15 protein-coding genes are annotated in these 17,999 nt (G+C 65.0%); 5 read left to right on the forward strand and 10 right to left on the reverse strand.

All coding sequences use genetic code 11. From position 1 onward, the window contains the following. Positions 1-129 precede the first annotated feature (129 nt). Positions 130-1,344: an Nramp family divalent metal transporter gene (locus ACSJJT_RS11520; RefSeq protein ID WP_435918408.1), complete on the reverse strand. Its 1,215-nt coding sequence runs from the start codon at positions 1,342-1,344 to the stop codon at positions 130-132. Positions 1,345-1,579: 235 nt separating this feature from the next. Between ACSJJT_RS11520 and ACSJJT_RS11525 the strand changes: the two genes are divergently transcribed. From ACSJJT_RS11525 to ACSJJT_RS11540, 4 genes are all read left to right on the forward strand, one after another. Further along, positions 1,580-2,845 (forward strand): sensor histidine kinase, encoded by a 1,266-nt coding sequence (locus tag ACSJJT_RS11525; protein ID WP_435918449.1) that lies wholly within the window; start codon positions 1,580-1,582, stop codon positions 2,843-2,845. After that, the gene (locus tag ACSJJT_RS11530) at positions 2,811-3,485 is read left to right on the forward strand and encodes a response regulator (protein ID WP_435918409.1); all 675 of its coding nucleotides are present in this window, start codon (positions 2,811-2,813) and stop codon (positions 3,483-3,485) included. The genes ACSJJT_RS11525 and ACSJJT_RS11530 overlap by 35 nt, the downstream gene beginning before the upstream one ends. Positions 3,486-3,633: 148 nt before the next feature. Continuing rightward, positions 3,634-4,371, forward strand: a complete 738-nt coding sequence (locus ACSJJT_RS11535; protein ID WP_435918410.1) for an ABC transporter ATP-binding protein — start codon at positions 3,634-3,636, stop codon at positions 4,369-4,371. Then, on the forward strand, positions 4,368-6,785 hold the full coding sequence (locus ACSJJT_RS11540) for an ABC transporter permease (protein ID WP_435918411.1): 2,418 nt from the start codon (positions 4,368-4,370) through the stop codon (positions 6,783-6,785). Before ACSJJT_RS11535 ends, ACSJJT_RS11540 begins: the two co-directional genes overlap by 4 nt. A 28-nt stretch (positions 6,786-6,813) precedes the next feature. Here the strand turns inward: ACSJJT_RS11540 and ACSJJT_RS11545 are convergent, their stop codons facing one another. Beyond that, the gene (locus tag ACSJJT_RS11545) at positions 6,814-7,194 is read right to left on the reverse strand and encodes an NUDIX hydrolase (protein ID WP_435918450.1); all 381 of its coding nucleotides are present in this window, start codon (positions 7,192-7,194) and stop codon (positions 6,814-6,816) included. A 77-nt stretch (positions 7,195-7,271) separates the two neighbouring features. Here ACSJJT_RS11545 and ACSJJT_RS11550 point away from each other — a divergent pair, with 77 nt between their 5' ends. Beyond that, the gene (locus ACSJJT_RS11550) at positions 7,272-8,651 is read left to right on the forward strand and encodes an amino acid permease (RefSeq protein ID WP_435918412.1); all 1,380 of its coding nucleotides are present in this window, start codon (positions 7,272-7,274) and stop codon (positions 8,649-8,651) included. Here the strand turns inward: ACSJJT_RS11550 and ACSJJT_RS11555 are convergent. The 8 genes from ACSJJT_RS11555 to dnaK form a co-directional block, all read right to left on the reverse strand. Then, complete coding sequence (locus ACSJJT_RS11555; protein ID WP_435918413.1) at positions 8,643-10,220, reverse strand: aspartate:alanine exchanger family transporter; 1,578 nt, start codon at positions 10,218-10,220, stop codon at positions 8,643-8,645. The genes ACSJJT_RS11550 and ACSJJT_RS11555 overlap by 9 nt on opposite strands. Positions 10,221-10,478: 258 nt before the next feature. Further along, positions 10,479-11,522: a zinc-binding dehydrogenase gene (locus ACSJJT_RS11560; RefSeq protein ID WP_435918414.1), complete on the reverse strand. Its 1,044-nt coding sequence runs from the start codon at positions 11,520-11,522 to the stop codon at positions 10,479-10,481. 198 nt (positions 11,523-11,720) lie between these two features. After that, on the reverse strand, positions 11,721-12,443 hold the full coding sequence (gene budA, locus ACSJJT_RS11565; RefSeq protein ID WP_435918415.1) for an acetolactate decarboxylase: 723 nt from the start codon (positions 12,441-12,443) through the stop codon (positions 11,721-11,723). A gap of 62 nt (positions 12,444-12,505) precedes the next feature. Then, positions 12,506-13,366: an SGNH/GDSL hydrolase family protein gene (locus ACSJJT_RS11570; protein ID WP_435918416.1), complete on the reverse strand. Its 861-nt coding sequence runs from the start codon at positions 13,364-13,366 to the stop codon at positions 12,506-12,508. A gap of 110 nt (positions 13,367-13,476) precedes the next feature. Continuing rightward, positions 13,477-13,938 (reverse strand): heat shock protein transcriptional repressor HspR, encoded by a 462-nt coding sequence (locus ACSJJT_RS11575; RefSeq protein ID WP_435918417.1) that lies wholly within the window; start codon positions 13,936-13,938, stop codon positions 13,477-13,479. Position 13,939: 1 nt separating this feature from the next. Further along, positions 13,940-15,082 (reverse strand): molecular chaperone DnaJ, encoded by a 1,143-nt coding sequence (dnaJ, locus tag ACSJJT_RS11580; RefSeq protein WP_435918418.1) that lies wholly within the window; start codon positions 15,080-15,082, stop codon positions 13,940-13,942. Between the two features lie 74 nt (positions 15,083-15,156). Next, positions 15,157-15,792, reverse strand: coding sequence for a nucleotide exchange factor GrpE (gene grpE, locus ACSJJT_RS11585; RefSeq protein WP_435918419.1), 636 nt, complete (start codon positions 15,790-15,792; stop codon positions 15,157-15,159). A gap of 92 nt (positions 15,793-15,884) precedes the next feature. Next, entirely contained in the window at positions 15,885-17,735 is a 1,851-nt protein-coding gene (gene dnaK, locus ACSJJT_RS11590) for a molecular chaperone DnaK (protein WP_435918420.1), read from the reverse strand. Positions 17,736-17,999: the final 264 nt, after the last annotated feature.

Below are 17,999 nucleotides of genomic sequence, written 5' to 3' on the forward strand. Positions count from 1 at the left end.
GCGGAAGTATTTCGTACGAACCGGGCCCGGGGTTTTCAGCTGCGCAGCTCCCTCAGTGCTGGGTATCCCCTCAGTTGCGACGACGGGGCCCTCCGCCCCGCTGTACCCGTCGTCGTCAGGAGGGATCATTCACCCCATGATCGTCGCGACGACGAGAACGACGTTGAGGGCCGACACCGCAACGACGACCGTCCATGCGATGACGGCCATGACGCGACCATTCGCCCACTGGCCCATCAGGCCTCGGTCCCCCGTGAACCGAGCCAGTGGCACGAGGGCCAGTGGCAACCCCATGCTCAGGAGAACCTGGCTGAGGACGAGGGCCCTGGTCGGATTCATCCCCAACGCCAGGATGACGAGGGCCGGGATGATCGTCACGAGTCGGCGGACCACCATGGGTATGCTCACGTGGAGCAGCCCTGCCATGATCTCAGCCCCGGCATAAGCACCTACCGACGTCGACGCCAGTCCCGACGCGAGCAGTCCGATCGCGAAGATGAATCCGATCGTCGGCCCCAGCGAATTGCCGATGGCGGCGTGGGCCTCAGCGATGCCGTCGATCCCCTCGACCCCCTGCAGGCTTGCCGCGGCCAGCACCAGCATCGCGATGTTCACCGATCCAGCCAGCACCAGGGAGACCGCGACGTCCCACCGCGTCGCCCTGAGCAGTCTGGCCATCCGGCTGGGTCGCTCGTCGGCCCCATGGCGATCGCGCACCAGCGAGGAGTGCATGTACACCGCGTGGGGCATGACGGTCGCCCCCAGCATCGAGGTGGCCAACATGACCGTCTCGGTGCCCTCAAACCTGGGAACCATGCCGGAGGCAACCCCACTCCACGACAGCGGGACGAAAGCCAGTCCCGCCGTGAAACCAATGGTGATGACGACGAGCATCCCGATGATGACGATCTCGAAAGCGCGCTGCCCGTGACGAGACGGGATTGCCAGGATCGCCAGGGACGCCGCCCCAGTGATGAGACCTCCGACGAGCAGCGGTAGACCGAAGAGCAACTGCAAGGCCACTGCCCCACCGATGACCTCGGCCAGGTCCGTCGCGGCCACGACCAGCTCGGCCTGGAACCAGAAAGCCAGCCGACTGCCTCGACGTGGTAGAGCGTCACCGACGAGCTCAGGAAGGGAATGGCCAGTGACGAGTCCCAGCTTGGCCGACAGATATTGCACCAGTGTCGCCATGACGTTGGCGATGACGAGCACCCACACCAGCAGGTAGCCATAGCCGGCCCCTGCCGACAGGTTCGCGGCAACGTTCCCGGGATCGACGTACGCCACAGCCGCAACGAATGCCGGTCCCATGAGGCGTATCAGTCGGGAATGGTTCCGCACACCGCCATCATTGTCCCCTCGGACAAGAACCTCCCAACAGCTCCACGGCCAACGCGCCCGGTTTCGAAAAAAGCTGAACAGCCACGCTGACTGAATCCCTGCAAGATCCACCGACGGGAGGATGTACCTCACCCGTTGTGGCCGTAGGGTCAGGAGAGTGACCAGCACTTCCGTCCCCGGCCGTCGTCCCCCAGGACGTCTGCGTCGTGGCTACCGGTGGCTGCACGCGCGTCCGATGATCCTGGACTCGGTGTTCGCATTCCTCGTCGTTGTCGTCACCGTGGTGTCCTGGGCCCCACAAGACCATGTCACTGCCCATGAGATGTGGATCCTCGTGCTGGTCCTCGTGGTCGCGACCTCGTGGGTCTGGGCACGATCGAAGCCGGAGATCACGGCGTCAGTGCTCGTCATCTCGCATCTCATCGAGCTTGCCGTGACGGCCAACCCGTGGCCCCAGAACGCCCTGGTACCGATCATCATGTACCAGCTCTCGCTGAAGACCGACAGACCACGGCGCAGCTTCTGGTTGGCACTGTGCTTCATCGCACCCATCGCAGCCGCAGTGAGTTGGGGATTCGACCCCAGACTCAACGCAGACACGCACTCGACGCTGCTGCGCTCCGGCATCATCGCGGTCGGGTGCATGGCGTGTTGCCTGGCAGCCTGGTTCGCCGGAAGCGCGGCCCGAGATCGTCGCCAAACCATGGAGGCACTGCGTCAGCGAGCCATCGACCTGGAACGCGAGCGTGACCAGAGCATCAGGTTGGCCACTCAGGAAGAACGCGCCAAGATCGCCCGCGACATGCACGACATCGTCGCCCACTCCCTGGCCGTCATCGTGGTGCAGGCCGACGGTGGTTCCTACCTCGCCCACCACGAGGAGGTCGGCGACACCGAGACCCGCCTGGCGGCCAGCGCCCAGGCTCTCGACACCATCGCCACGACCGCCCGCCACGCCCTCGACGAGACCCGACGCCTCGTCGGTGTACTGCGCGACGACGACTCCGGCCCCGAGTTGGCCCCCACCCAAGGCCTCGACGACATTCCTCGTCTGGTCGAGGAGCTGACGGGCGCGCTGTCCATCGACCTCAAGGTTGAGGGTGACCCGGAATGCCACGCACCTCTGTCCCAGGGCGCCCAGCTGGCCTGTTACCGCGTCGTCCAGGAAGCCCTCACCAACGTCCTCAAGCACGGCGGTCCTGCCGCCACTGCCCAGGTCATCGTCAGTCATCGTCCCGACGACGTCACCGTGGAGGTCCTCGACGACGGACGAGGAGCCGGAGTGGCTGGCATCGAGCGGGCCGACGGGGCAGGGCATGGCCTGGTGGGAATGCACGAACGCTTGTCCGCTTGGGGTGGCACCCTTGAGGTGGGGAGTCGCCCGGGCCACGGGTTCCGAGTCCACGCCGTCATCCCCACGCATCAATCATCAGTACTCGTCAGTCCCAGCCCCGAAGGACCATGCCATGACCGATCCGATCCGACTCCTCCTGGCCGATGACCAGCAGATGGTCCGCGCCGGATTCCGTCTGGTCCTCGACGCCCAGCCCGACATGACCGTCGTCGGGGAGGCCAACAACGGCACCGAAGCCGTCACCCTCGTTGATGAACTGTCCCCCGACGTCGTCCTCATGGATATCCGAATGCCCGTTCTTGACGGCTTGGGAGCCACCGAGAGCATCATGACGAACCACCCTGAGGCGAGGATCCTCGTCCTGACGACCTTCGACCTTGACGAGTACGTCCATGCTGCCCTGCGTGCTGGAGCGTCCGGATTCATGCTCAAGGACGCCGGCCCGACGGAATTGCTGACCGCCATCCGAGCGGTTCGTGACGGCGACTCGGTCGTGGCCCCGTCGGCCACCCGTCGTCTCATCGAACGCTTCATCCCTCGCCACGGGGAGGGTGCGCCGGCAATGACCGATCCCGAGCTCGTAGAAACCCTCTCGGACCGGGAGCGCGAGGTGCTCACCTGTATCGGCGAGGGGCTGACGAACGCCGAGATCGCCGAGCGGCTCTACCTGGCCGAGACGACCGTCAAGACCCACATCGGGCACATCCTGTCCAAACTCGGCCTGCGCGACCGGGTCTCCATGGTCATCACTGCCTACGACGCCGGACTGGTTCGGCCCGGTCGCTGACCATTCGAATGAGCGATGCCAACCCGGCTACCAACGGCCTGGATCCTCCTGCAGTAGGAGAGTCGGAACCATTCTCGGGGCTGATGTGTGACGAGGAACAACACCCATAGCGTCAACAGCGTTGTTGAACCTCGATACAGGAGATTCCATGTCTGCCTCAGTGCCGGACGCACCGACCACATCCTCGACGACTGTCCCCAGCGCGGTCCGCACCCTTGACCTCACCAAGACCTACGGGTCAGGAGCCACCTTGGTGCGGGCGCTGCGCTCGGTGACCCTTGACATCCCTGCCGGGCGCTTCACTGCCATCATGGGGGCGTCGGGATCGGGCAAGTCAACCCTGCTGCACTGCATAACGGGTCTGGACTCCCCCACCTCCGGACGGGTGTGGATCGGCGACACCGAGATCACCCACCTCAACGACGATGCCCTCACCCAGCTGCGTCGCGACCACGTCGGATTCGTGTTCCAGTCCTTCAACCTCATGCCGACGCTGACAGCCGCCGACAACATCACGTTGCCGCTGCGGCTGTCCCACCGCAAGGTCGACGAGGAGTGGCTCGACCACATCACCGAGATGCTCGGCCTCACCGAGCGTCTTGGTCACAAGCCGTCGGAGCTGTCGGGAGGCCAACAACAGCGTGTCGCCGTCGCCCGCGCCCTCGTGACCCGCCCGGACGTCATCGTCGCCGACGAGCCCACCGGTGCCCTCGACTCGCAGGCCAGCGACGACCTGCTCAGCTTCCTGCGCCACTGCGTCGACGACCTCGATCAGAGCGTCGTCATGGTCACCCACGACCGCGATGCCGCCGCCAGGGCCGACGGCATCGTCACCGTCGCCGACGGTCAGGTGTCCACCGCTCGTGGGCAGGGGGTGTCGGCATGATCCATGAGCGTCGTCGTCTCATCCCCACGATGATCGCCGTCATCATCGGGGTGGCCTTCATGGCCAGCACCCTGATGTTGATGGATTCGATCAAGGCTTCCACGTTACGTACCCAGGCGGCAGCCGTCGGGGATGCCAGCGTAGTCGTGACCAGCAAGGACACGATCATTGCCCAGGCCACCGTTGACAAGGTCACCAAGGTTGATGGTGTGACCTCGGTCGAGGCCACCCGCAACGTCTTCCTGGAGCGCACCGACAACGGGCAATCCGCCTATGTCTCCGGTCGCCTCGTGCCAGCCCGTCCTGACGTGGTCAAGGGACGCGCCCCGTCGGGGCCGAACGAGGTCGTCGTCAACCAGGCCACTGCGGACAACAAGGCCGGGGTCGGCTCCCGGATCACGGTCAGTGACGTCTCCCGGAAGAAGCTGAAGTCCACCACCCTGACCGTGGTGGGCGTGCTCAATCCGAGCGCTCGGACCACGAGCACCCCAACCTCTCCGGAGATCTACCTGACTGCCGCCACCCTGGCCAGCATCAGCGGCCAGGAGGGTGCCGACGTCCTTTACGTCAATTCCGACCGCCCAGCCTCCGAGGTCGTCAAGGATGTCTCCGAGGTCATCGGTGGTACCGCCACCGTCCGTACTGCCGACGACGAGCGGGCCCACCAGGCCGAGCATGCCTCCGACGGATTCGCGGCCATGACGGCCTTCATGGGTGCCTTCGCCGTCATCGCCTTGGCCGTCGCGGCGATGGTGATCGTCAACACCTTCACCATCCTCGTGGCCCAGCGCACCCGCACCCTGGCCTTGGCCCGCTGTATCGGTGCCACCCGCAAACAGGTGCGTCGCTCGGTGTTGGGCGAGGCCCTCACCGCCGGCCTCATCGGATCAGCCGCCGGAACGGCCCTGGGTATTGGCGTCACCCAGCTCATGCTCATGGGGCTGAAGGCTGCGGGTTCCCCGGTCGACACCTCGGTCAGCGTCACCGTGATGTCGTGCATCATCCCGCTCATTGTCGGAGTCGTCGTGACGACGTTGGCTGCCCTGACACCGGCACGTCGCGCCACCAAGGTGGCTCCGGTCGCTGCTCTGCAGCCCATGACCGAGACGCCCACCCGCAGGATCGGTCGTGTCCGCATCGTGCTCGGAGCCCTGCTCCTCATCGCCGGTGCCGCCCTCGTCGTCGTCTGCGCGACCGCTAGCATGCAGACCAATGTCGCCGTGCTGTGCGGGGTGGTCGGTGGATTCGTCAGTTTTGCCGGTGTGCTGGTGCTGGCCCCAGTCCTCATCGGTGGGCTGAGCCGAGCCATCGGTTCCGCTCACCTCGGTGGGGTTCCGGGGGAGTTGGCCGTCGAGAACACCCAGCGCAACCCGCGCCGTACCGCCACTACGACGTCTGCCCTGCTCATCGGTGTCACTCTCATCGCCACCGTCGCAACCGGAGCTGCCACCGGGCGTGCCTCCATCGACAAGCTCATGAATGATCACTTCCCGGTTGACGCCATGGTGCAGGGGCAGGGCCGGCTGGACAAGGCGACCATCCGGGACGCAAGGACCTCCACCGGGGTCTCCCAGGTTGCCACTGTGACGACGGTTTCCGGCACGGTTGAGGCCGGTGGAGATGCCACCAGCGTTGCCGTCCGGGGAGTGTCCCCCGAGTTTCCCAAGGCCGTCCGTGACGAGTCAGCCGCCACGGGGCTCGACGACAACCACGCCGTGGGTGCTCTGCCTGGGGTCGCCGATGGCAGCAAGGTCACCATCACCGTCAATGGGAACAAGGCCGAGCTGACCTTGGTGCGCCAGGGTGAGGAGGGTGAGGGGCTCGTCGTCACCCAAGGCGTCGTCCACAAGCTGGCTCCTAAGGCCGAGCCCACCCAAATGCTGGTGCGCTACAAAGACGGCACCGATCAGTCCAAGGCCACCCAGGCGCTGTCCACGTCGATGTCGGCCCACCAAGGAGTGACGGTTACCTCGACCGCTGACAAGAAGGCCCAGATGGACAAGGTGATCAACATCCTGCTCGGTATGGTCGTCGGTCTGCTGGTGATTTCGGTCATCATCGCAATGGTCGGCGTCGCCAACACCCTTGGCCTGTCGGTGGTGGAGCGCACCCGCGAGATCGGGTTGCTGCGCGCCCTCGGACTGACGCGCAACCAGGTGCGGTCGATGTTCGGCAAGGAGGCGCTCATCCTCTCGGGCATCGCGGCAATCCTCGGCATCGCGCTGGGTATCGGTTACGGCATCGCCGGGTCCCACGCCCTCTTCAGTTCGATCATGACCGTTCAGGCGTCCGTGCCGTGGGTTCAAATGCTCGTGGTGGCCGTCGTCTCGGTGCTGGCTGGATTGCTGGCCTCCGTGATCCCCGGTCGCCGGGGAGCGAGGATCAAACCCGCCATCGCCCTGGCTGAGGAGTGAGCTCGCAGGGCTGACGACACCGCGAGGTTCACAGCAGGCCTCGCTGTTGCAGAGCCGGGATGACCCGCTCGAGCAGCAGCGGGGCCTGTCTCGCGTCATCGTGGCAGTGGTCGAGGTCGGTCCACTCGTACTCGACGATCTCCGAGTCGGGGACGGGCTCGGGCCAGGAGTCCTGCCAGTCACACACGTAGACCGCGCAGCGAATGCCGTCGGCGTCACCGTTGGCGGCAGGGGCGTCGAAGGTTCCCAGATGGGTGAGGTCTTCGGGGTCGAGGACGAGACGGGTCTCCTCCCTGGCCTCCCGGATGGCTGCCTCGACAGCGGTCTCGCCGGGCTCGATCTTGCCGCCGGGAAGGATGACATGATCGGCTCCCCGCTTGCGCACGTTGAGACAAGTTCGGCTTCGCATCAGGCACACGGCGGAGAGGTTGAACATCACCTGGTCAAGGTATCGATACCCCCGGCCTACCCCCTAAACTCACCGCCGTGACCGAACCCAACCAGCAACTGCACCGCAGTCTGCGCAACCGACACATCCAGCTCATCGCCCTGGGTGGCGCCATCGGAACCGGCCTGTTCTACGGAGCTGCCGACTCGATCTCTGCCGCCGGCCCAGCCATCGTCATCAGTTACCTCGTGGGTGGCGCGGTGATCTACCTCATCATGCGTGCCCTGGGCGAGATGAGCGTCCACCACCCGACCTCGGGTGCCTTCAGCGAGTATGCGCACCGATGGTGGGGCGACCTTCCCGGCTTCATCTCCGGCTGGAACTACTGGTTCAACTACATCTTCGTGTCGATGGCCGAGCTGTCGGTGGTCGGAATCTACGTCAACTATTGGTTTCCAGCCGTACCTCGCTGGCTATCGGCGGCTGTCCTCCTCGTCGTCGTCACCACCGTCAATCTGCTCCACGTGCGCGCCTACGGCGAGGTGGAGTTCTGGTTCGCCATCATCAAGGTCGTCGCCATCGTCGCGATGATCATCCTGGGACTGTGGATCATCGTCTTCGGGTCCCCCTCCACCCCGGCGACCGGATTCAGCAACATGTGGCGCAACGGTGGATTCATGCCTCACGGTGTCGCCGGCATGCTCGCAGGCATCATCGTCGTCATGTTCTCCTTCGGCGGCACCGAGCTCATCGGCATCACCGCCGGCGAGGCCGAGGACCCGCAACGTTCGATCCCGAAGGCCATCAACCGGGTCGTGGGGCGAATCCTCATCTTCTACGTCGGCGCCCTCGCCGTCATGCTTGCCATCGTCCCGTGGACCAAGATCGACGGCACCGCCAGCCCCTTCGTCCAGATCTTCGACCTCGTCGGCATCCGGGGAGCGGCTGCCATCCTCAATCTCGTCGTGCTCACCGCGGCAATATCGGCGTACAACTCAGGCCTCTACGCCAACGGACGGATGCTGCACGCCCTGGCCCACCAGGGTGACGCCCCCAAGATCCTCGGCAAGGTCAACAGGGCCGGATCCCCGTGGGTGGGCGTGCTGGTCTCCAGCGCGGTGACGGCCATCGCGGTGGTCATCGTCGGGCTGCTTCCGGAACAGGCGTTCATGTACATCATGTCGATCGCCACGATCGCCGGTATCATCAACTGGGCGACGATCATCATCACCCAGATGCTCTTCCGTCGTCATCTGGACCCCGAGATCCGCGCACACCTCAAGTTCCAGATGCCGGGAGCACTGGTGACCAACTGGATCGTGCTGGCCTTTCTGGCACTCATGGTCGTCGTCATGGCGATCATGCCGCCGTACCAGGTTGCGGTGGCCATCGGCCCGATCTGGCTGGCTGTGCTGACACTCGGGTGGTGGCTGTCACGGCGTCGTCAGGCTTGGAAGGGCCCCGTACGCTCAAACTAGGACGATGACCTGCACCAGCAGGATCTTGACGATGGTTCCCAGCGCGAACAGGGCGCCGTAAGCCGACTCGATGCGCTCGTCGTTGACCAAGGAGTTGGCGTAGCTGAGGATGGCCGGCTGACCCACGAAACCGGCGAAGGCACCGGTGGCGCGCTGGGCCGACAGTTTCATGAACCAGGCCGAGGCAATGACGATCGCTCCCCCGAGGACCAGGGTGAGGGCCGAGACGCCGATGACGGCCAGACCCGTCCAGCTGGCAGCCTGGGACAGGAAAGCGGGTCCGGACGCCAGCCCGACGCAGGCCAGGAAGATCATCAGACCGAGCTGACGCAGGATCGCGTTGGTGGCGCGCGGCAGCTGCCACCGCAGTGGACCGGTGCGATGCACCGACCCCAGGATCATGCCCATGACGAGCGGTCCGGCTGCGGTTCCCAGCTCGAAGCGCAAGCCGCCGGGCAAGGCCACCATGAGAGCTCCTAGCAGCAGACCAAGGGCAGCGCCGAGCCCCAGGGACAGGGCGTCGACCTGGGAGACGCGTGCCTCGGAGTCACCGAAGAGGTCGGCTGCGTCGGACAGTCGATTCGCCGGCACCACACACAGCACCCGGTCGCCCGCCTGCAGGACGATGTCATCGCGGGCCAGCATGTCGAGGTCGCCACGACGCACCCGAGTCACCTTGCCACTGGTACGGCCTCGCACGTCGATGCTGCCGAGGGTGTGCCCGACCAAGGCAGGGTTGGACACCAGGAAACGGCGGAAGTCGATCTCGTGGCGCTCGTCGGTGAGGGCGCGATCCGAGACGTGGCCCAGGTGCTCGACGGCCCGGTTGGCGTCGTCCGGGTTGCCGACGACGAGAACCTGATCGCCGACATGGAGGTCGTCGTCCGGGGTGGCCAGCCGCATCTCGCCGTCGCGCAGCAGGTAGGACATCCGGATCTGGTCATCGCTGAAACCGGGGGTCTCGCGGATGGAGGTCTCGCGATCGACGACCGTCGACACCGAGGTCAGCCCGGCCTCGGCCATGGAGGTGTTGTCCTTGATGGACGGCCAGTGCCGCTTGGCAACAAGGGCGACCATGATGAGTCCGACGATGACGCCGACCGGGTACGACAACGCATAGCCGACGAGGGTGTCCCCGGCACCGTGAGTGGCGGTCGACGCGGCGTCGATGGCCGGTGAGGTGAGGACGCCGGCGTACAGGCCGGCAACGTGGGCCGGGCTCAGTCCGAACACTCGTCCCAACCCGAGCCCAGCGGCTGCCATGGCAGCAAGCCCGACGACGCCTGCGAGCATGAGGCTCCACTGACGTTTGAGGTCGGACAGGAACGTCGATCCCGCAGCCAGGCCGACGGTGTAACAGAACAGCACGACGCCGAAGCCCTTGATCATGCCCAGATCCTGGCCGAAACGTGGGTCGAGGGCACCCACGACGAGCCCCATGAAGAGGGCTCCGGCGGCACCGAACCTCAGCGGGCCGAACTTGATCTGACCCAGCAGGGCACCGGAGGCCAGGACGATGAGGATCGTCAGCAGCTGATGCGTGGCGAGAAAGTCGGTCAGTACTGTCATGAAACTCCTGACGTCGTGCCGACGCATCCCGCCCCGACGACGGGATGCGTCGGCGCAGCAGTCCCGGGAGGTCCGGGGTTCAACCCTTGGATTGTAGGGCCTCGCTCGGACACGGACGATCACGTCCGTGGCCTCACACTGAAAACGCACGGCCGCCGTTGCGACAAATCACGACGACACCCAGTCGTGTATCGAGCCCGTGCGCTGAGCGTGTGCGGTGAGCTGCGTCCAGGGGCCTTATTTCAGGGCTGAACGGCGTCAGGGCTGGACGAGGATGCGGATCGGGTTGCCCTGATGGGACTCCAGCTCCTCAATACCGCTCTTGACGTCCGTCAGCGGAATGACCTTGGAGATCGACTCCGAGAGGTCAAGGCGGTGGTACGACAACATCTCGGCCAGCATGGCGATGTCCTGGGACTTGTAGCCGAGGTGGCCGAGAACCTGCTTACGGTGCAGGTTGAAGTCCAGGAACGGGCCGGCGTCGATGTTCTGGGCGGACAGACCGACGGAGACCGCCTTGCCGTCGACGTCGAGGGAATCAACGCAGGCGCGCAGGGTGGGCTTGATGCCGACAGCGTCGAAGGCGACGTCGATCATGCGGCCGTTGGTGATGTCCTCGATTTTCTGCATGAGGTCGGGGTCGTCGCTGTGCAGGGTGTGGTCGGCACCGAGTCGCTTGGCGCGCTCGAGGACTGCATCGTTGAGGTCGATGGCGATGACGGGGACTCCACCGGCCAGCTTGGCGAGCTGGACCAAGTGGGTTCCGACACCACCGACACCCCAGACGGCGACGGCATTGCCCATGTGTACCTTGCCGGTGCGGACGACGGCGGCGTACGGGGTGGAGACGGCGTCAGCAAGAAGGGCGGCCTGGTCCATCGGGACGTTGTCCGGAATCTTCGTCATTCCGGAGGCCTGGGCGAGATGGTACTCGGCCCATGCGCCGTCGTAGACGAAGGCCATCAGGTTCACGCTCAGGCAGTCGGTGAAGGCGCCACGGCGACACTTGCGGCACTTGAGGCAGGGACGACCAGCGGACGGGATCACACGGTCACCCTCCTTCCATCCAGTGACGCCGGCGCCGAGCTCAACGATGGTGCCGGAGGCCTCGTGACCCTGGGTGACAACGGGACGCTGCGCCGGGAACGCGCCGCTGATGAGGCTCAGGTCGGAATGGCAAATTCCACAGTAGGCAACCTTGATGAGCACCTCACCGGGCCCTGGGTGCGGGATCGGGATGTCCTCGAGGGTGATGGACCGATCTGCGGCGTGGAAACGTTCGGCAAGCATGGTTTCTGTCATCTTTGATCCCTTGTCAGCGCGTCGACCTCGTTGCCGACGCTACTGATGTTCAGGCTATGACGAATGAGAGGAGGAAGCACCCGAAAATCGGGGTATCATGTGACATATGTCACACTATCAGTGTGATGACGTCACGGGTTTGGCCATGAGCGCAATCTGGGCCGGTGGTTGTGTCGGCTCAGCGATGTCAGTGCGCCGTCACTGCCCTACCGCGTGCTCGGTCCTGGCAACTTGAGCGGCAAGGTTCTCCGGGGCCAACTCGGCATGGGCGAACTCGGTACTGGTGGGAAGCCTCAGTCGCAGGTCCGTCCCGACGCACACCTCGACGAGTCCGTTCCCGAGCTGGAAGTCCACGACGTGACCGCCATGATCCCGCGAGTCGGTGATGAAGTGTACGTGGCACCCCGGCACCGAGATCCCCTGCTGGTACACCGGCGTCCGGAACCCGGCAAACACCCCACTGACATCCTCGGTTCGCACGACCTCCTCACCGTCAGTGGCCTCCACCATGGGCCGATACGGCTTCGACTGCTGGACGACGGTCCTCGTCGTCACCCAGTCGACGTGCCCCGTGATCCGCAGCGCATACATGTAATTCGCACTGGGCAACACCTCGTCGACGAGCGTGGAGACCTCGGCGCGAGTCACCGGGGAGCCAACCTCCACCTGGTGCGAGGGCACGAAGTTCGTCACCGTCGCATACGGGGTCCTGGCCCCCAGCGGCGCAGGGTGACTCGCCCCGTCACCGCGCAACTGGTAGCAATGACCGTCAAGGATGACCATCTCGCCGTCGAGGGCGTTGAACGTCCCCAGACCAAACGACCCGTGGGACAACAGCTCGCCAATCGTCAGCTCGTCCTCGTACACCCCGTCCATGAGAGAGGATATGAGACTGGTCTGAAAGAACTCGTGCCTGTTCACGGTGTCATTCTAAGATTTCGTCACCATCCCGCGAGAGATCACGACGGCACGCGACACCGCCATCAGGACAGCTCGGCCTCCACGGCCTTGGCCAACACGGCATGCCCCTCCTGCGACGGATGGTCTCCGTCGTCGGCAAGGAGCCCGGTGTCGTCGCGCGTGCCGTCGGCACCCTTGAACGGAGTCCGCACATCGACGTAGACCGCCCCGACCTCGTCCGCGATGTCCTCGACCTGAGCGTTGAACACCGTGGTGATCGTGTCAGTGACATGGACGTAGTCGTCGCCCTGTTGACGTCCGACCTTGCCGTCCATCCCAACATTCCAGTACCCGGTGACGACGACGGTCGCCCCGGGCGTCGGCATCCCGGCTTTGATGCGTTGCAGGATGGTGCGCACCCGTCGCGTGACCGCATCGACGTCGCCCTTGACGCATGACTGATCAGCGCGGGCACACCTGGCGACGATCGTGTCGACGTCAAAATCGTTGGCGCCGATCGTCACGATGGCCAGATCGACGGTCTGGAGCAGTGTCTTCGTGTTGCGAGCCTCGAGTTGAGTGAGGACGTCTGTGGTCTTGTAGCCCGACACCGACTCGTTGTCGACACAGGCTCGTACCCCGGCGCGGCGAGCCACGTCAGTCCCGACCCGCTCGATGAAGGTGGTGCACTGGCTGCAGGCATTCCCCTGCGGCACTGAGTCACCAAAACCGGCGGTGACGAGGGTTCCGCCATGCCCCGTCGGTCCTGGGGCGGACCGCATCGTGATGGAGGATGCCGGGGCTGGCGCGGTGGCCACGCTTGGTTTGCGATGTCGGTCGAAGGCCCATCCATGAGTGTGCGCCTCAGGCTGCAGCCCGAGGGCGACCCCGACCACGATGGCCGCGGCGATCCCGACACTGAGAATCCTGAGAACTCTCTTCACGATCTCATCATGCCTTGGCGATGCCGGACTGTCTGCCTCTCACAGCGGAATCCTGGTCTGAGTCAGTGGATTCACAATGCCTGGTGGCGGCTGCCCTCATGACCGGACCCTCAGCCGCGGTGTGCAGGCAATGCCAACTGGGCGTGGACAACCGTCCTACCCATGTGGACCCGCCCGGTGGGCTCGGCGGTGAACACCCGCGGATCCTCGCGGCCCTGGAACCTGGCAGCCTGCATGTCCCGCACGGTGCCGGTGAGCTGCTCGACCTGGTCTGACAGCTGTTCGATGCGACGCTCCATCTGGAGGATGCGTCGAATCCCGTTGAGGTTGATTCCCTCTTCCTGTGACAGGTGCTGAACCATCCGCAGGGCAGCGACGTCACGCATGGAGTACCGACGGCCCCGCCCACGGGTGCGCTCCGGGACGACCAGTCCAAGCCGATCGTAGGTGCGCAGGGTCTGCGGATGCATCCCAGCAAGCTCAGCGGCCACCGATATGGCGAAGATGGCGGCGTCCTGGTCGATCACCGCCACATCGACACCATCGGAAAGCGTCCTGCTGCGCCGCGCCATCTCACTTCACCTCCCACGGCCTCGGACTGGGCTGCCGAGCAACGTCACGGAACCCCTCCAAGGCATGTCGGGCGGCGTCGTCCAGCTTTTCGGGGACGGCAATCTCGACAGTGGCGAGCAGGTCTCCCTTGCTGCCGTCGGACCGCGGCACACCACGGCCGCGCACCCGGAAGGTACGGCCATTCGGGGTACCGGCGGGGATCCGAAGCCGAACAGTGCTTCCCGTCAGGGTTGGCACGTCAACCTCAGCGCCGAGTGCAGCCTCGGCGAAGGTCACCGGCACATCGAGGGTGAGATTGTTGCCGTCACGCCCGAAGATCTTGTGCGGACGCACGGTCACCTTGACATACAGGTCGCCGGCGCGGCCACCGTTCTCTCCCGGGGAACCCTTGCCCTTGATGCGGATACGCTGGCCATCCTCCACACCAGCCGGGATGCGGATCTGCATGGATTTTGTGGACTTGGCGCGACCTGACCCGTGGCAGACCTGGCAGGGATCCTCGACGACCATGCCTCGCCCGTGACAATCCGGGCACGGCTCGGTCATCTCGAAGACGCCGCCGGCAGACGTCGCGTGCATTCCCGACCCCTGACAGGTCGAGCACACTCGAGGCACGGTCCCGGCGCGGGCGCCGGTCCCCCGGCACGCCTGGCAGGGGGCTTGAGAGACCATATCCATGGTGACGGTCGTCCCGGAAACGGCGTCATCGAAGGAGATCGTGGTCTCTGCCTCGACGTCAGCACCGCGACGGGCGGCCCTGGTGGTGGTGCGGCGTCCGCCAGTGGCTCCGAAGAGGTTGCCGAAGAGATCTCCGAAACCATCCCCGTTGGAGGCGGTACGGATGACGTCCTCGACGTTGACGCTCGACTGGGCACCGCCGCGCGGGAACCCGAACCTGCCAGATGCTCCGAACAGGCTGCGAGCCTGGTCGTACTCTTTACGCTTCTTGGGGCTCGACAGCACGTCGTTGGCCTCGGAGGCCTCCTTGAAGCGAGCTTCGGCAGCTTTGTCACCGGGGTGGGAGTCGGGATGGTTGTCCCGGGCGATCTTGCGGAAGGCCTTCTTGATCTCCTCGGGCTTCGCGTCCTTCGAGACACCGAGAACCTTGTAGTAGTCCTTCTCGGCCCAGTCCTTGGCGCTCATGGTGTTCCTCCCTCCCTGGTCATCATGCATTCTTCGGCTCTGCGGTCATGGCCGCCCTCGTCGGTGGTGTCGGCTCACTCGTCGTCAGCCTCGGGGGTCTTCTCCCCCAGCTCCTCATCCTCCGGCTTTGCGGGCTTGGCGTTCGGATCCGGATCGGAGACCGCCACGCGGGCAGGGCGCAGGACCCGGTCACCGAGCTTGTAACCCGGCTGCATCACCTGGCTCACGGAGGTGACGGTGACCCCCTCCAGCGGCATCTGCATGAGAGCCTCGTGGAGGTTGGGGTCGAAGGCGTCGCCCACCTCACCGAAGCTGGTCAGGCCGTGGGTATTGGCCACCTTCTGCAACTCGTCGACGACGAGCTTGAAACCGCCCTCGACCTCGCCGTGTTGCCGGGCGATTGCGATTGAGTCCAGGACCGGCATGAGATCGGTGATGACCTTGTCGACGCCGGACTGACGCGACAACGCACGGTCACGGTCGACGCGCCTCTTGTAGTTGACGTACTCGGCCTGAAGGCGCTGCAGGTCCTCGGTGCGCTCGGCCAGCATGGCCTCAAGCTGGGCCTGCCTGGACATCTCCTCGGGATCCTGCGAGTCCTCGGTCGCCTGGTCGGCGTCGATGTCGAAACCATCGACGATGTCGGCGAACCGCTCGTCGGCGTTCCCGTCACCCTGGTTGTCGTCGGGATTGACGTTCTTGTCAGTCATCTGTCTTCCTCCACGTGGATGCCGACCGCCGGGCCGTCATGACTGGCGACCCGGCGGTCGGGGCGGGGCTTGGGATCAGGCCGTGGCCCCGGTCACTGCTTGTCGTCCTCGTCGTCCACGATCTCCGCGTCCACGACGGTGTTGTCGTCGCCGGGCTCAGAGCTGGCCGACTCAGCTCCCTCACCCTGCGACTCCTGGGCCTGCTGGGCGGCCGCGTAGATCGCCTGACCCATGGCCGACGCCTTCTGGTTCAGGTCGTCCATGGCCGCCTTGACCTCGTCGTCGTTGTCGGTGCCCTTGAGGGTCTCCTTCAACTTGGCGATGGCCTCGGTCACCGGGGTCTTGGTGTCCTCGGGGATCTTGTCGGAGTTCTCGTCGAGCAGCTTCTCGGTACGGAAGGCCAACGCGTCGGCCTCGTTGCGCATCTCGACAGCCTCGCGACGCTTCTTGTCAGCCTCGGCGTTGGCCTCGGCCTCCTTGACCATGCGGTCGATCTCGTCCTTGCCCAGGGCCGAGCCACCGGTGACGGTCATCGACTGCTCCTTGCCGGTCGCCATGTCCTTGGCGTGGACGTGGACGATGCCGTTGGCGTCGATGTCGAACGACACCTCGATCTGCGGGATACCGCGTGGTGCAGGCATCAGGCCGGTCAGCTCGAAGTTGCCCAGCGACTTGTTGTCGCGAACGAACTCGCGCTCGCCCTGGAAGACCTGGATCATGACCGACGGCTGGTTGTCCTCGGCGGTGGTGAACACCTCGGAACGCTTGGTCGGGATGGTGGTGTTGCGCTCGATGATCTTCGTCATGACCCCACCCTTGGTCTCGATGCCAAGGCTCAGCGGGGTGACGTCGAGCAGTAGCACGTCCTTGACCTCGCCCTTCAGCACGCCAGCCTGCAGGGAGGCACCGAGGGCCACGACCTCATCGGGGTTGACGCCCTTGTGCGGCTCCTTGCCAGCGAGCTCCTTGACAAGCTCGGAGACGGCGGGCATACGGGTCGAGCCACCGACGAGGATGACCTCGTCGATCTGCGAGACGTTGAGGCCGGCGTCCTTCATGACGGCATTGAACGGGGTCCGGCAACGCTCGAGAAGATCGGACGTGAGGCGCTGGAACTCACCGCGGGTCAGCTTCTCGTCGAGGTGGAGCGGGCCAGCAGCGCCAGCGGTGATGTACGGCAGGTTGATGTGCGTCTCGGAAGCCTGAGACAGCTCGATCTTGGCTCGCTCGGCGGCCTCCTGCAGACGCTGCTTGGCCATCTTGTCGGCAGACAGGTCGATGCCGTTGGCGTTCTTGAACTGGGTGACCAGCCAGTCGACGATTCGCTGATCCCAGTCGTCACCACCGAGGTGGTTGTCACCGTTGGTGGCCTTCACCTCGAAGACACCATCGGAGATGTCGAGCAGGGAGACGTCGAAGGTACCGCCGCCGAGATCGAAGACCAGGACGGTCTGCTCCTTGTCGCCCTTGTCGAGGCCGTAGGCCAGGGCAGCAGCGGTGGGCTCGTTCACGATGCGATCAACGGTCAGACCGGCGATCTCACCGGCCTCCTTGGTAGCCTGACGCTGGGCGTCGGAGAAGTAGGCCGGGACGGTGATGACGGCGTTGGTGACCGGCTCACCGAGGTACGCCTCAGCATCCCTCTTCAGCTTCTGCAGGGTGAAAGCACTGATCTGCTGCGGCTTGTAGGTCTTGTCGTCGACGTCAATCGTCCAGGACTCGCCCATGTGACGCTTCACGGAACGGACGGTGCGATCAACGTTGGTGACGGCCTGACGCTTGGCGACCTCACCAACGAGGGTCTCTCCGGAATTGGTGAACGCGACCACCGAAGGGGTGGTGCGGGCACCCTCGGCGTTCGGGATGACGGTAGGCTCGCCGCCCTCGAGGACGGCGACGCACGAGTTGGTTGTTCCCAGGTCGATACCGACTGAACGGGCCATGGTTTTTCCTCCTGATGGATGAATACTCTGGGAGAGCGTCCCCTTGAGCGAGTTCGACTCAACCTTAGACCCTGAGTCGCTATCGCTCAAGTCGGGGTTCGTTCCTTGTCCACTGAGATTGAGTTCACCAGGCTCAACCCCATCTCAGGAGGGATTTATTCCCACCACCCCACACTGTCCCGACACCAGCCACCCATGGGCACACCATCCCTGAACAGCAGTCCGGGCATGACAAATACCGGACGGCGGAACCGTCCGGCACCC

Source organism: Cutibacterium nasicola, assembly GCF_051303185.1.
GTDB lineage: Bacteria > Actinomycetota > Actinomycetes > Propionibacteriales > Propionibacteriaceae > Cutibacterium.

What these genes read in the sequence shown, in the direction of transcription:
- ACSJJT_RS11545 (WP_435918450.1), bottom strand. Translation starts at nt 7,194, where the DNA reads ATGCGAAGCCGAACTTGTCTCAACGTGCGCAAGCGGGGAGCCGATCAT.
- ACSJJT_RS11560 (WP_435918414.1), bottom strand. Translation starts at nt 11,522, where the DNA reads ATGACAGAAACCATGCTTGCCGAACGTTTCCACGCCGCAGATCGGTCC.
- grpE (WP_435918419.1), bottom strand. Translation starts at nt 15,792, where the DNA reads ATGACTGACAAGAACGTCAATCCCGACGACAACCAGGGTGACGGGAAC.
- ACSJJT_RS11540 (WP_435918411.1), top strand. Translation starts at nt 4,368, where the DNA reads ATGATCCATGAGCGTCGTCGTCTCATCCCCACGATGATCGCCGTCATC.
- dnaJ (WP_435918418.1), bottom strand. Translation starts at nt 15,082, where the DNA reads ATGAGCGCCAAGGACTGGGCCGAGAAGGACTACTACAAGGTTCTCGGT.
- ACSJJT_RS11525 (WP_435918449.1), top strand. Translation starts at nt 1,580, where the DNA reads ATGATCCTGGACTCGGTGTTCGCATTCCTCGTCGTTGTCGTCACCGTG.
- ACSJJT_RS11575 (WP_435918417.1), bottom strand. Translation starts at nt 13,938, where the DNA reads ATGGCGCGGCGCAGCAGGACGCTTTCCGATGGTGTCGATGTGGCGGTG.
- ACSJJT_RS11535 (WP_435918410.1), top strand. Translation starts at nt 3,634, where the DNA reads ATGTCTGCCTCAGTGCCGGACGCACCGACCACATCCTCGACGACTGTC.
- dnaK (WP_435918420.1), bottom strand. Translation starts at nt 17,735, where the DNA reads ATGGCCCGTTCAGTCGGTATCGACCTGGGAACAACCAACTCGTGCGTC.
- ACSJJT_RS11555 (WP_435918413.1), bottom strand. Translation starts at nt 10,220, where the DNA reads ATGACAGTACTGACCGACTTTCTCGCCACGCATCAGCTGCTGACGATC.
- ACSJJT_RS11530 (WP_435918409.1), top strand. Translation starts at nt 2,811, where the DNA reads ATGACCGATCCGATCCGACTCCTCCTGGCCGATGACCAGCAGATGGTC.